This window comes from Gluconobacter sp. ESL1110 (assembly GCF_058107395.1).
Genome location: NZ_JBYLUK010000007.1, coordinates 757,765 through 769,651, shown reverse-complemented (window position 1 = coordinate 769,651; position 11,887 = coordinate 757,765). Strand labels below are relative to the sequence as shown.

Annotated in this window: 14 protein-coding genes; 5 read left to right on the top strand and 9 right to left on the bottom strand. The window is 57.7% G+C overall.

What is annotated here, in order from left to right:
- Window positions 1-12: 12 nt before the first annotated feature.
- The 7 genes from AC3B6F_RS07650 to AC3B6F_RS07620 all read right to left on the bottom strand — a co-directional run bounded on the left by AC3B6F_RS07650 (window position 13) and on the right by AC3B6F_RS07620 (window position 5,277).
- Window positions 13-480, bottom strand: a complete 468-nt coding sequence (locus AC3B6F_RS07650) for a hypothetical protein (protein ID WP_489823896.1) — start codon at window positions 478-480, stop codon at window positions 13-15.
- A gap of 5 nt (window positions 481-485) precedes the next feature.
- Window positions 486-1,025, bottom strand: a complete 540-nt coding sequence (locus AC3B6F_RS07645; RefSeq protein WP_010503497.1) for a Fur family transcriptional regulator — start codon at window positions 1,023-1,025, stop codon at window positions 486-488.
- 61 nt (window positions 1,026-1,086) lie between these two features.
- Window positions 1,087-2,958 carry a phosphoenolpyruvate--protein phosphotransferase gene (ptsP, locus tag AC3B6F_RS07640; protein WP_489823895.1) on the bottom strand — a complete coding sequence of 624 codons (1,872 nt, stop codon included), beginning with the start codon at window positions 2,956-2,958 and terminating at the stop codon, window positions 1,087-1,089.
- Entirely contained in the window at window positions 2,951-3,235 is a 285-nt protein-coding gene (locus AC3B6F_RS07635; protein WP_489823894.1) for an HPr family phosphocarrier protein, read from the bottom strand. Before AC3B6F_RS07635 ends, ptsP begins: the two co-directional genes overlap by 8 nt.
- Window positions 3,235-3,675 carry a PTS sugar transporter subunit IIA gene (locus AC3B6F_RS07630; protein WP_010503494.1) on the bottom strand — a complete coding sequence of 147 codons (441 nt, stop codon included), beginning with the start codon at window positions 3,673-3,675 and terminating at the stop codon, window positions 3,235-3,237. Before AC3B6F_RS07630 ends, AC3B6F_RS07635 begins: the two co-directional genes overlap by 1 nt.
- Window positions 3,672-4,640 carry an RNase adapter RapZ gene (rapZ, locus tag AC3B6F_RS07625; RefSeq protein WP_489823893.1) on the bottom strand — a complete coding sequence of 323 codons (969 nt, stop codon included), beginning with the start codon at window positions 4,638-4,640 and terminating at the stop codon, window positions 3,672-3,674. Before rapZ ends, AC3B6F_RS07630 begins: the two co-directional genes overlap by 4 nt.
- Window positions 4,641-4,689: 49 nt before the next feature.
- A complete protein-coding gene (locus AC3B6F_RS07620; protein ID WP_489823892.1) occupies window positions 4,690-5,277 on the bottom strand; it encodes an HPr kinase/phosphorylase in 588 nt (195 codons plus the stop codon).
- On the opposite strand from AC3B6F_RS07620, the gene AC3B6F_RS07615 reads away from it, so the two are divergent.
- Together AC3B6F_RS07615 and AC3B6F_RS07610 are read left to right on the top strand one after the other, a co-directional pair.
- Complete coding sequence (locus AC3B6F_RS07615; protein ID WP_489823891.1) at window positions 5,278-5,628, top strand: endoribonuclease L-PSP; 351 nt, start codon at window positions 5,278-5,280, stop codon at window positions 5,626-5,628.
- Between the two features lie 170 nt (window positions 5,629-5,798).
- Window positions 5,799-6,182 (top strand): UrcA family protein, encoded by a 384-nt coding sequence (locus AC3B6F_RS07610; protein ID WP_023944003.1) that lies wholly within the window; start codon window positions 5,799-5,801, stop codon window positions 6,180-6,182.
- Between the two features lie 154 nt (window positions 6,183-6,336).
- Here the strand turns inward: AC3B6F_RS07610 and AC3B6F_RS07605 are convergent, their stop codons facing one another.
- Together AC3B6F_RS07605 and AC3B6F_RS07600 are read right to left on the bottom strand one after the other, a co-directional pair.
- Window positions 6,337-8,151, bottom strand: coding sequence for a stimulus-sensing domain-containing protein (locus tag AC3B6F_RS07605; protein ID WP_061929692.1), 1,815 nt, complete (start codon window positions 8,149-8,151; stop codon window positions 6,337-6,339).
- Between the two features lie 34 nt (window positions 8,152-8,185).
- Window positions 8,186-8,956: a response regulator transcription factor gene (locus AC3B6F_RS07600; protein ID WP_023944006.1), complete on the bottom strand. Its 771-nt coding sequence runs from the start codon at window positions 8,954-8,956 to the stop codon at window positions 8,186-8,188.
- 184 nt (window positions 8,957-9,140) lie between these two features.
- On the opposite strand from AC3B6F_RS07600, the gene AC3B6F_RS07595 reads away from it, so the two are divergent.
- From AC3B6F_RS07595 to AC3B6F_RS07585, 3 genes are all read left to right on the top strand, one after another.
- Entirely contained in the window at window positions 9,141-9,770 is a 630-nt protein-coding gene (locus AC3B6F_RS07595) for a nucleotide exchange factor GrpE (protein WP_062504464.1), read from the top strand.
- Between the two features lie 93 nt (window positions 9,771-9,863).
- Window positions 9,864-10,772 carry a glycosyltransferase family 9 protein gene (locus AC3B6F_RS07590; protein ID WP_489823890.1) on the top strand — a complete coding sequence of 303 codons (909 nt, stop codon included), beginning with the start codon at window positions 9,864-9,866 and terminating at the stop codon, window positions 10,770-10,772.
- A complete protein-coding gene (locus AC3B6F_RS07585; RefSeq protein ID WP_489823889.1) occupies window positions 10,769-11,854 on the top strand; it encodes a glycosyltransferase family protein in 1,086 nt (361 codons plus the stop codon). The genes AC3B6F_RS07590 and AC3B6F_RS07585 overlap by 4 nt, the downstream gene beginning before the upstream one ends.
- Window positions 11,855-11,887: the final 33 nt, after the last annotated feature.

Sequence of the window (11,887 nt, the reverse complement as noted above, 5' to 3'; positions counted from 1 at the left end):
CGCTATTTTCTGTCAGCCCGATGAAAGCTGTTTCGCGGCCAGCACATAATATGCTTTCCCGCCGTCGCGATGTATCTCCAGCCAGGCCTGGATCAACCTGCGGCGTACGCGGAGGATGCCGATTTCCTGTTCTGGCGGCAGTTCCGCAAGCTCGTTGACGGCGTCCCTGCCTTCGAGAAAGACCAACTGATCTTCAAGAGGCAAACCCTGTTCCATCAGGGTCTGTGCGTAAGAGAGGTCCAGAAGGGCATAGAGAAACGCTTCCCCCGAAGCCGGACGAAACCCCACAGCCTCCAGAATGTGAGCATCAGTTTCCTGAGCGGACAGATGCGTTTGCGGTGGTTGCCAATCGAGCAGATCCGGCTGAACGCTTTCAGGAGAAAGTGTACGATTTCGGCGAGAAGAAAGCGATTTGGCAGCACGCTGCTGCGGAAGATCAGTGAACGGAAGGGCGGGCGGAGGAAAACGTCGCACGCCCATTGCCGTTAGTGCCCGCCGCTAAGAGCAGCTTTCTGGCACCCGGCGCAAACACCTTCAATTTCGACCGTGGCAGCTTCAGCACGGAAGCCAACAGCTTTCGCCGCAAGCATCAGGGCAGGCACAATGGTCTCCTGCTCCAACTCCCAAGCCCGCCCACATGACTTGCAAATCAGGAACTGCGCGCGGTGAACACCCCATTCCCCATGATCACAGCCATGATGGCAATCTGTCGCGTGTGAACAGGCAACGAAAGCGCTCAGTCGCTCCAGACGGTGAATCAAACCCTGTTCAAGAAGAAAATCTATCGCACGATAAACCGTAGGCGGAGCAGCGTTCGGATGCGCCGGTCGCAGACGGGCCAGCAGATCGTAGGCCCCGGAAGGCTTTTCTGAAGAGAGGATCAGACCCAGAACCTGACGTCGCGTTTCCGTCAGGCGTTGCCCACGGTGGCGACACCAGTCCCCAGCCCGTTCAAGACGGGCTGTAATGGATGGGGAAAAAGACAGGCTCTCCGCGGGGGAGGTCTCATAAGGCGAATCCGGCATGATCTCTCTTATATGGCATCGAGCGGCAATTTTTTCGAGAGAGACCGTCCAGAACGACTGATCAGAGCGCGAAATCCCGGATCAGGGACTGAATGGTTGCAGGATCTGTTTCCACCATGATCTGTCGTCGCAAATGATCGCAGTCTTCCATCTTAAGAGTGCGGATCAGGCGTTTTACGCGCGGCAGAGACGCCGAGTTCATGGAAAAAGACCGAAGGCCAAAACCGATCAGAAGTGCAACCACTCTGGGGTCAGACGCCATTTCTCCACAGACGGAGATGGGTCGATGAGTGCGCAAAGCCGCTTCAGCCGTAGCTTCGATGAGTTGAAGAACCGCCGGGTGAAGAGGACTGTATCGATCGGCCACCATCGAATCCGCCCGATCTACAGCCAGCGTGTACATCGTCAGATCATTGGTGCCGAGCGCCATGAAATCAGCGTGTTGCGCCATCGTGCTTGCCGTCAGAGCGGCTGCCGGTGTTTCCACCATGATCCCGAGCGGGGGAAGCACATCAGGCAGCGGAACCTGTTTGCGCTTGAGGCGGCGCGCCACCTTCTCGTAAATTTCCCGCGCCTCCAGCACTTCATCCGGAGACGTCACCATCGGAAGAAGAATACGGACCGGGCCAATGGCCGTATTGCCCTTTTCAGGCGCAGCAGCCCTTAAAATCGCAGCGAACTGGGTCTCCAGAACATCGGGAACGCGGAGGAGAAGACGAATACCCCGCAGGCCAAGCGCAGGGTTATCGCCATCCGCCACCTGTTCCGCCAGACCGAGACGGCGCATACACGCACGGCCTTTCTCGCCCCCCCAGTCCAGAACACGGATCGTGACCTGCCGTCCGTCCATGCCTTCGATAATGGAGCGATACGTGGCAGTCTGGCCGTCCTCATCAGGCAGATCATCCCGTTCGCCAAACAGGAACTCGCTTCGCAGCAGGCCAATCCCCCTAGCGCCATTGCGAAGCAACATGGGGAGTTCGGCGGGAAGCTCCAGATTGGCCAGAAGTTCAATCGGCTCGCCGCCCTGCAACTGGGCCGGGAGCTTTTTCAGACGGCCAAAAGCGCGCTTTTCCTTGGCTTCCTTCTGGGCAGCCTCACGGGCCAGACGCAGTTCGGTCTCGTTCGGGGAAAGCGTAATCGTGCCAAGATGCCCGTCCACGACGAGCATATCGCCCTCATTCACTTGTGCCATCAGATTGGGCACAGCCAGAATCGCAGGAATATCAAGCGCGCGTAATAGAATAGCGGTGTGATCTGCACCGCCACCGCCCTCGGTTACGACAGCCGCAATCCGCGCGGGGTCAATCATTGCAACATCAGCAGGCCGCAACTGTTCAGCAACAAGAACCGAGCCTGGAGGCAGGCTGGAGAATGCCCTGTAAGACACGCCTGTAAGGTTACGGATCAACCGGCGGCCGATTTCCTCAAACTCTCCGGCAAGCCTGAAATTGGCATCCTGTTCCTGTGCGCCATGGTCACCCGCCATGGCTTCGGCAGTCCTAAGGACCTGAAGGGCCAGCGCCTCACTGACGTCTGACACGGCTGCTTCGGCACAGAGTCCGTCTTCGTTGATCCGCGCCCGAACCTGACGCGTCAGGCGGGACGGGCCGAGCATGCGCTCGTAAACCGTAAGCAGGGTTGCGATTTCTTCGCGCCCTTCTTCCGGCAAACCCACCAGACGGTCCCGCATTTTCTCGATCTGGCGAAGCGCCCGCGTAATGGCCGCATCCAGCCGGACAAGTTCAGCTTCTGGGCCGATCTTGCTATATCGCTCCGTAATGTCTGGAAGAGGCAGTTCCTCAACACGCCCAGCAGGTCCCAGCCCGATAGACTGGGTGATGGCCTTACCGTGCAGGGTCGTGGAACTGGGAGGCGTCTTGCGTGAACGGGACGCTCTGGGCCGACTGGAACGGGAAGGCTGCTCAGTCACGCTCACCAAATCCGTCCGCAATCAGAGCTTCCACAGCGTCGAGCGCCTCAACAGCCTGTGGGCCGTGTGAATGCAGGGTCACCGTCTCCCCTTCCCCAGCACCCAGCATCATAAGCCCCATAATCGAAAGGGCAGAAACGACGTTTCCCCCCCGCTCTACCGTCGTTTCTGCATCAAAGCGCTCTGCTGTCGTGACCAGCTTGGCTGCGGCACGAGCATGGAGGCCCAGCCGATTGACGATGGTCAGGGTGCGGGGGGCAAGGGCTGTTTCGCTCATCAGGGGACCGGTATGACACAGGGGCGCGGCCCCCCGTGAAGACAGGGATCAGGAAGCTGGGACGCAACCGCGATATATTTGCGCCCGGCCATTGTTGCTTTTTCAATGCAGCCTTCAAGATCCAGCCCCGCGCGCGTTTTCGCGAGCTTGACCAGCATAGGTACATTCACGCCAGAAACGATTTCGACGTGTCCCGGTTTCCGAAGAGACAAAGCCAGATTTGACGGTGAACTTCCGAAAATATCCGTCAGAACAAGGACACCATCTCCCGTGTCCAGCTGATGCAACAACCTGTCAGCTTCAGGATGCAGAAGAGCCGGGTCGTCATCGTCGCCGACACCCACGATTCCGATCTGGGCTTGTGGCCCCACGACATGCACCATTGTTTCAAGCAGAACTTCGCCGAGCCTGCCATGCGTGACCAGCATCAGTCCGATCATGCAGATTTATCCTGCCCGGACAGGTTGTGTGGCGGAACAGCCCAGCGCCATGAGGAAAGGCCTTTCCGGGCCAACTCACGGTGCAGCACCATCATCGGGCCGACAGGCGCCGTTTTTGGAAGCAGGCGCGCCAGTTCCTCAATGATGGTAACGGAACGATGACGTCCACCGCTGCATCCCACAGCGATGGTAGCGTATTTCTTACCTTCTTCGACAAAGCGCGGAAGCACGAGATCGAGAAGACCATGCACATGATTAAAGAAGGCCGGATACGCTGGGTCCTGCTTGACGTGCTGCACGACAGCCTGATCAAGGCCAGTCATGGGCTGCAGGGTTGGATCGTAATGAGGGTTCCGCAGGAAGCGTGCATCGAACACCATGTCCGCTTCCCTAGGCAGACCTGATGGATAAGCGAAAGACATCAAGGCAACCGTCAACCCATCTTCTGCGCCACTGCCAAAGCGCGTCTCGATCAATTGCCGCAGTTCAGGCGCTGGCAAGTCAGACGTATCGATAACGAAATCCGCATGACCCCGCAGAGGGGCCAGAAGTCGGGTTTCCTGCTCAATTCCGGGCAAGATCGTACCACTGGTCACAAGGGGATGGCGGCGGCGTGTCGCTGTAAAGCGGCGAAGAAGGATTTCCGGCTCTGCCGTGGCATAGAGAAGCTGGACCTGACTGCCAGGCAAAGCTTTCAGCCGGTCCATTTCCTCCAGCACCCGGGACGCTTCGAACCCGCGACTGCGAACATCAATTCCAATCGCAAGACGTGACCCACCCCGTGCGGCCAGAGCTTCGAGAAGATGCAAAGGCGGATTGTCCACGACTTCGTGGCCGAGATCTTCAAGCACTCGTAGAATGGATGATTTTCCGGCACCGGAAAGCCCTGTAACAATCAGGATCTGTCTGGAACCAGGACCATATCCTGCCGAAAGTTCGGACTCGGGAATATTCGCCGGTGTCATGTGCCCTACTCTAGCCCTTTTTCAGATCATAAGGAACTATTTCGCCACTTCAGAGTCCCGACATTTCCTCACCTGCTCCAACATGCCATTCATACTCACCGCAGCAGGCTTTGAAGGCGGCAATAATTCGGCAGGAATCCCCCGGAAAACTCCCATTCAGACGCAGGACAACCACACCTGTCCGGGTCTCTCGTTCCGGTACCGGCAAACGGACTCCCTCCTCCCCCAGAAAGACCTTCAGGATCACTCGCGCATTCGTGACAAAAGATGTCCTGAGAATTCCCACTCCCCGTACCTCCAACAATCCCGCCAACTGAGGCGGAGGACTGGCATAGATGCCTCTCATTATGACGCGATCATCTGCCACAAGAGAGAAACCTGCCTCAATCAACTGCAGAGCCAGAATCGATTTACCTGTCCCGGACACCCCACAAAGCAGAATGGCTTTTCCGTTTCGGGCAACACAGGACGCGTAAATATTTTCGCCATCAGGAAACCGTTGCCGAGATGACACGGATTGCGACCCTCCCAAGTCCGGTTTAGAAGACTGGAGAACGGACTGCGCTGCATCGCCGCCAGCACCTTTGTCCGGAGAGGAATTTGGAACCTCTGACGACAGATCGGGAATACGGATCATATGGGCGAACTTTCCAGACACGAGACTGTCACTGTCTATGGTGACGAAGTGACATGCACGGATTTTAATGGCCTCGGGCCAGCAGGCGAGCGTCCTCAACGTCTTTCGGAAGAATGCCAGGCCGCGCTAGACGCTATTTCCGAAGAACTGGCCAAGCATAATCTGACACTGGATCAGACACGGCACATCGCCGCCATGCTTCGGGAAGGTGATGGTTTCAGTCAATGTCAAAGCACACTTGGCGATGCTCTTGCTGGAGCCCGCCCCACGCTCACGCTACGGATTGTGCAAGGTTTTCCAGACGCCAACCAGCGCATCGCGTTAAGCCTGATTGCCAGCCCCTCCCCATAACGATAATTTTCACCACAAACTGGTAAAATTGACCACTTTTACAGCTTTGATCTCGAATTAAGGTTTTTTGCCGGAAAAAATTTCCAGAAAACTAAGTTTGGCACGCCTTCTGCATACAGATGTGCAGGCGACATGATCGCCGCATCTTTCTGCATCGAAAGGCCTCCACCATGCTTCGCACGTCTTTTCCCGTTCGCATCCTTTTCCTGGCCGCACTCACGCTTGCACCAGTATCCCAAAGCGTTGCAGCTCCCCTGCTACTTACAGGTATTCCCCTGACCTCAAGTCAGCAGGTTGATGTGAAGAACATTGATCTGACGAATGAAGAGGGCTGGAGGCAAGCGCAGAGTCGCATTGAAGATGCAGCTCAGACGGTCTGTTCCGTCACCAACCCCATGGACATGACAACGCTGGATGATATTTCGAACTGCGTTCAGTCCGCCAAAGACAACGCTCTAGCAGATCTGCGCGACATTCGGGCCAGTCAGCGTCGGGATCATCGGGTCGGTCATGTCCTGCTTGCAGCACGACCTGTTGCGTCTCCTCATGGTTAAGGATTGCCTCTCGCCCCTCTGCATTCTGACGCTGGCCATGCCCTTTGCCTCTACGCTTCTGTTTCAGGACGTCGGAAGCAAACAGGAAGCCAGCATAACAGTCAGTGGATTTGAAACTCGACACAGACTGTCGCAGAGCCGTTCACTGACCCCGTCAGGATGCGCGGGGAAGCCGAACGACAAAACAGGCGCCGGAGACTGCACCCGAAGCATCGAGAATGTTTTCAGCGAACAGACTCCCGCGCAGCGCGTGAATAATCTGACGGCTGATAGCCAGACCCAACCCGGAATGCTGCCCGAAATGCTCAGTCTGCGGCCGCTCTGAGTAGAAACGGTCGAAGATGCTTTCGAGCTTTCCGGGTGGAATTCCGGGCCCTTGATCACTGATGGTGATTTCCACCACACTCCCTGTCCCAGGGCCATTCCCCGCAATATCCCGGGCACTGGCATGCAGAGCGATTACGCCATGTGGCGGGGAAAACGACACCGCATTCCCAATCAGATTCCGCAGAACCTGAACCAGCCGGTCTTCCACGGCAAAAGCGCGCAGCGGCGGTTCCTGATCGCGCACATCCAGACGCAGGATCGGCGCATCTTCCTTGCGGGTCGTCTGATGCATTTCCGCCAGAATGGACAGAAGCGCCACAACAGACACAGGTTCAGGCCGGACGCGCGACAGTTCAGCATCAATACGACTGGCATCCGAAATATCGGTAATCAGTCGGTCAAGCCGCTTCACGTCACTGTTGATGATTCCCAGTAGCCGGTCACGTCGTTCAGGGATGGCGATTCTTGGAAGCGTTTCAATAGCAGACCGGATCGACGACAGCGGATTCTTGATCTCATGACTCACATCGGCCGCGAACCGCTCGATATCATCCATACGCGCCCAAAGCGCGAGCGCACTTCCACGCAGGGAACGTGCCAGAACACCAATTTCGTCCCGCCGCGCCAGAAGACGCTCCGGGACCAGATCCTTACGCCCGTCTGATTCCCGCATTTCATGCGAAGCGCGGGCAAGTGTCAGCAATGGTCGCGCGATCGTCAGGGACAGATACCAGGACAGTAGAATGGTAACGACAAGCGCAGCCAGCACCAGTGACAGAATGGAAGAGCGCACCGCGAACAGCGAACGGTCCACTTCCGGAGCATGACGGGTAAGCTGGATTTCCCCGACCGTCAGACCTTCATGCACCACAGGCTCAACAACCGTGACCACAAGCTGATGATCTTTGGTGCGGCGGATAAAGGGCGGAAGCTCCGACTGAGCCCGCAAAGGCTGTGCATCATGGGGGCCATCGGTTGCTGAATCCGGCGTATCCAGCGTGACGATCCCTTCGCTGGACGTCAGCGGCAGCAGGGACAGAAGCCAGTCGTAAAATGTTTCCAGTGCATTGTTGCGGGGAGGTTCCCAGGGAACCCCATCCGTTGCCGCATCCGGAGCAATGGCTTTCGGCGGGTGCCGAGGCTCCGTCCGGCTATCCGCCACCAGCTTTCCATCCGGATCGAACAGCAGCGCATGCGCATTCGGGCTGGGCTCGGTCAGCCGCGCCAGCAACGGACGGGCCTGCGAGGGGTCCAGTACGAACTCTCCGCCCGGAGCGGGCTTTCCAGCAACTTTTGGCGCGGGAATGACGGCGGACTGTCCCACGGCGGCGGCGTAGATATGCGCCTGCTCACGCAGGGCGTTAACGTCCGTCTCCAGCAGGCTGTTCTGAAACTGGTCAAGAAACAGAAGCGTCACCGCCAGAAGCGCCAGCGGCAGGATATTCAGCAGAAGGATTCGCCCCAGCAGCGGAGAAGCAAGCTTCCGCCGTGGATCAGACGGCCCTTTCCGGCTGATCAGTCTACGCAGGGAGAACAGAATCCCACGCCGTGCCGCAGCGGCATGACGGCGATCACGCCCCTGTTCAAGACGATCCGAATCAAGATCATAAGCCAGTACGGAAGACGGATCGGCCTTAGGCACGCAGCTTTTCTTTCCGGAAAGGGGTCACGCTGCGTCACTCATCCCGGTAACGGTATCCGATACCATACAGCGTTTCGATCTGATTGAAGCTGTCATCGACCTGACGGAACTTCTTGCGGACACGCTTGATGTGGCTGTCGATCGTCCGGTCATCGACGTAGATATTATCCCCATAAGCCGCATCAATAAGCTGATCGCGGGATTTCACCATTCCGGGCCGCATGGCCAGAGCCTTGACCAGAAGAAACTCCGTGACCGTCAGGGCAATATCCTGCCCCCCCCAGAGGCACTGGTGCCGGGTTTCATCAAGCGAAAGCTGCCCACGCACGATGGCCGACCCCGTTGCCGTCACTCCGGAAGCTTCAGCGCGGCTTGCATCCTGACGGCGCAGCAGGGCGCGAATACGCTCGATGAGCAGCCGCTGGGAGAACGGTTTGGTGATATAATCATCCGCGCCAAGGCGCAGACCCATGAGTTGGTCCAGCTCTTCGTCTTTCGACGTCAGGAAGATGACGGGCAGGTTGGACCGGGCACGCAGGCGCTGGAGAAGTTCCATGCCATCCATGCGGGGCATCTTCACATCCAGCACAGCCAGACTGACCGGGCGGCTGATAATTCCCTGCAGGGCGCTTTCGCCATCGGTATAGGTGTGAACGGTGAAGCCTTCGGATTCGAGGGTCATCTGAACGGAAGCAAGAATGTTCCGGTCATCATCCACCAGCGCAATAATCGGTGTCGTAGCAACGCCAGATGGCGGTTGGCTACTGGCCGGCTGGGGCGCGTAAGGCGTGTGTGGCGTCTCCATAGGGGGTCCGTCTGCTGAAATCTGATGACAGGATTATCTATAACGCATGGCGCACCATGGCAGAAAATAGGCATTTCAATGACATCGTACCACGTTGCAACCCTTGTCTTTGAGACAATCCGCGTTATCTCCTGAAAGAGAACGGGGCCAAAGGATGGCCCGTCCCACAAGATAAGGTCGTGACATGCCAGACCAGAAGACTACGCCGGAAACCGTGAACGACGCGCCTGAGCAGGGCGTCGAGACACCCGGCATGAATGAAACCGGCGGCGAAACGCTGGAAGACACCACCCCGGAAGCTCGTATCGAGGCCCTCGAAGCGGAAGTGGCGGAATACAAGGACCGCTGGGTCCGCTCCGAAGCGGAAAACCAGAACATCCGTGCCCGCGCCAAGCGGGACGTGGAAGACGCACGTCAGTACGCGATCCAGAAATTTGCGAAGGATGTGGTGGAAGCAGCTGAAAATCTTCAGCGCGGCCTCGCCTCTCTTCCTGCAAAGACCGAAGGCGAAGAGACGCTCATCACCAAACTGCGTGAGGGTATTGAAGGCACCGAACGTTCCTTCCTGAACATTCTGGAACGCCACGGCATCACCTGCGAAGATCCGACAGGCAAGCCGTTCGATGCCAATCTGCATCAGGCGATGGCTGAGCAGCCGTCCGACCAGCACAGCCCGGGCCATGTCATGCAGTCCTGGACGCCGGCATGGCTTCTCAAAGGCCGCCTGCTGAAGCCGGCCATGGTCGTGGTCGCCAAGGGTACGCCTGAAGCCGATGCGGCCAAGGCCTCTCCAGGGCTCGACACCACGGCCTGATAGGCAGATCCAATCCTGAACAAACAGGATTTCTTTTGCGGAACGTCGGCTCTGGGAGTTGGCGTTCCGTCAGACCCTGCTAGAAATCAGGGTATGAGTCGTATTCTCGTCATCAAGCTCGGCGCTCTGGGCGATTTCGTTCAGGCTTTTGGAGCCTTCTCTGCCATTCGGACTGCGTTCCCGGATGATCACATCACGTTGCTGACCACACCGCCTTTTGTGGATTTTGCCACAGCAGCGCCATGGTTCGACGATGTGACGACAGACCAGCGCCCTTCCCTAAAACACCCGATCGCGTTGTTCCGGCTCTCCCGGACGCTGCGGGGATTTGATCGTATTTTCGATCTTCAGACATCTGGCCGCTCAAAAACCTATTTCCGGCTGGCAGGTCGCCCAAGAAACTGGTCCGGGATTTCCAGTGGCTGTTGCCACCCCCATGCCAATCCGTCCCGCAACGACATGCACACGCTCGCCCGTCTGGATGATCAGATTCGTGCCGCTGGTGTGCCGCCGCTCCCGCGTATCGTCCCAGAATGGCTGCAAGGTCACGGACCGAAGTTTCAGGGGCGGTATGTTGTTCTGGTGCCTGGCGCGGCCCCGCATCGTCCTCAGAAACGCTGGCCTGTCACACGGTTCGCCGAAGTAGCCCAAGCCCTGTTTCAGCGCGGGATCACACCCATTATTGCGGGAAGCGCGGCCGAGACACCTCTGGCCGAGCAGATCCGAACCGTTTGCCCACAGGCCATAGATCTGACGGGAAAAACCAGTCTGATCGAGTTAGCTGGCGTGCTGGATCGCGCCGAACAGGTCATTGGCAACGACACCGGCCCGATGCATCTGGCCGCCGCCATGGACCGGCCGGTCATCGCCCTGTTCTCGCAGGATAGCGACCCCCGCCTGACAGCCCCACTGACCCTGACCCCAGGGCGCACAACCATTCTGGACGTTCCGGATCTGGCGTTGTTGCCCGCTTTCAGGATAGAGGCCCTCCTCCCGGCATGACCGTCATCCGTTGCATCACGATGCAGAAGAACGAGGCCACGCTTCTTGAGCCGTGGATTCTCTGGCATGGGGCCATTTTCGGCCTTTCCAATCTGACCGTGATCGACAACGGCTCGACGGACCCGCACGTCAAGGCCGTGCAGAAGCGCTACGAAGCGCAGGGCGTTCAGATTATCCGCAAGTACCGGTCTCACAGGGATTTCCTGCGGAAAGGAGATATCTTCGCGGACGTTATCCGTGGATGGGATGCAGACAATGCCTGCGATTTCGTCCTTCCTATGGATTGCGACGAGTTTCTCGCATTCTTTCTGGATCGGCTATCCGTCGATCCAGCAGAAATCCGAGCACAGTTCGAACTTCTGAAAGACGAGCAGGCCACGCTGATTACAGACCGGCTGCTCCTGAATGTGCCGGACGCACCTGGCTATTACCGCCCGCAATCCGTACCGCGCGCCCTGTTCAGAGCCCATACGATTGTCGGGCTGGACCGCGGACTTCATGCGCCGCAAACCATTTATCCTGAACGCTGCGTCCGCACGCCCTTTGTGCATATTCATCTGCACAACCGACCGGATTATGAAGAGATCCGCCGCTTCGCACGACAAAAACTCTCCCATATCGCTGGCGCCATTCCTGGCGAGAAACCAAAAGCAGGCCAGATCACGCCACAAAACCCGCAGGAAGGGTATCATCTCCGGTATTATTTTCAGGCAAGTCGGGAAGATTTTCTCCGGAGCTATCTGCACACACCCGATATCTACGCACCTGCCATCGCACAGCATTTCCGTGATCTGGGCATAGATCCTGCTCCCCTTCTGGGCGACGCTCCGGCTCCACAGATTCCGGTCCATATTCCACAGAATTTTTTAGCACATCGTCGGATTGAAGGTGGATCACAGCACGAGTACGTCCTGTTCGATCCGTTGTTCTACGCGCATGAGAACATAGATGTTGTGAAGGATGCGTTTTACGGCATCTGGCCCTTGATCCATTATATGGATGCCGGATGGCGCGAGGGGCGCCTCCCGAACGGGGCTGGATTGGCGCCTTTTACCCTTCAGACAGCCACAACCGACCGATAAATCCGACTTCCCGCCGGTGCAGGGCTTGCAGCC

Excerpts from the sequence above, each read along its gene's own strand:
- AC3B6F_RS07610 (WP_023944003.1), top strand. The coding sequence starts at position 5,799 with ATGCTTCGCACGTCTTTTCCCGTTCGCATCCTTTTCCTGGCCGCACTC.
- AC3B6F_RS07600 (WP_023944006.1), bottom strand. The coding sequence starts at position 8,956 with ATGGAGACGCCACACACGCCTTACGCGCCCCAGCCGGCCAGTAGCCAA.
- AC3B6F_RS07620 (WP_489823892.1), bottom strand. The coding sequence starts at position 5,277 with ATGATCCGTATTCCCGATCTGTCGTCAGAGGTTCCAAATTCCTCTCCG.
- AC3B6F_RS07630 (WP_010503494.1), bottom strand. The coding sequence starts at position 3,675 with ATGATCGGACTGATGCTGGTCACGCATGGCAGGCTCGGCGAAGTTCTG.
- AC3B6F_RS07645 (WP_010503497.1), bottom strand. The coding sequence starts at position 1,025 with ATGCCGGATTCGCCTTATGAGACCTCCCCCGCGGAGAGCCTGTCTTTT.
- AC3B6F_RS07635 (WP_489823894.1), bottom strand. The coding sequence starts at position 3,235 with ATGAGCGAAACAGCCCTTGCCCCCCGCACCCTGACCATCGTCAATCGG.
- rapZ (WP_489823893.1), bottom strand. The coding sequence starts at position 4,640 with ATGACACCGGCGAATATTCCCGAGTCCGAACTTTCGGCAGGATATGGT.
- AC3B6F_RS07615 (WP_489823891.1), top strand. The coding sequence starts at position 5,278 with ATGGGCGAACTTTCCAGACACGAGACTGTCACTGTCTATGGTGACGAA.
- AC3B6F_RS07595 (WP_062504464.1), top strand. The coding sequence starts at position 9,141 with ATGCCAGACCAGAAGACTACGCCGGAAACCGTGAACGACGCGCCTGAG.
- AC3B6F_RS07650 (WP_489823896.1), bottom strand. The coding sequence starts at position 480 with ATGGGCGTGCGACGTTTTCCTCCGCCCGCCCTTCCGTTCACTGATCTT.
- AC3B6F_RS07590 (WP_489823890.1), top strand. The coding sequence starts at position 9,864 with ATGAGTCGTATTCTCGTCATCAAGCTCGGCGCTCTGGGCGATTTCGTT.
- AC3B6F_RS07585 (WP_489823889.1), top strand. The coding sequence starts at position 10,769 with ATGACCGTCATCCGTTGCATCACGATGCAGAAGAACGAGGCCACGCTT.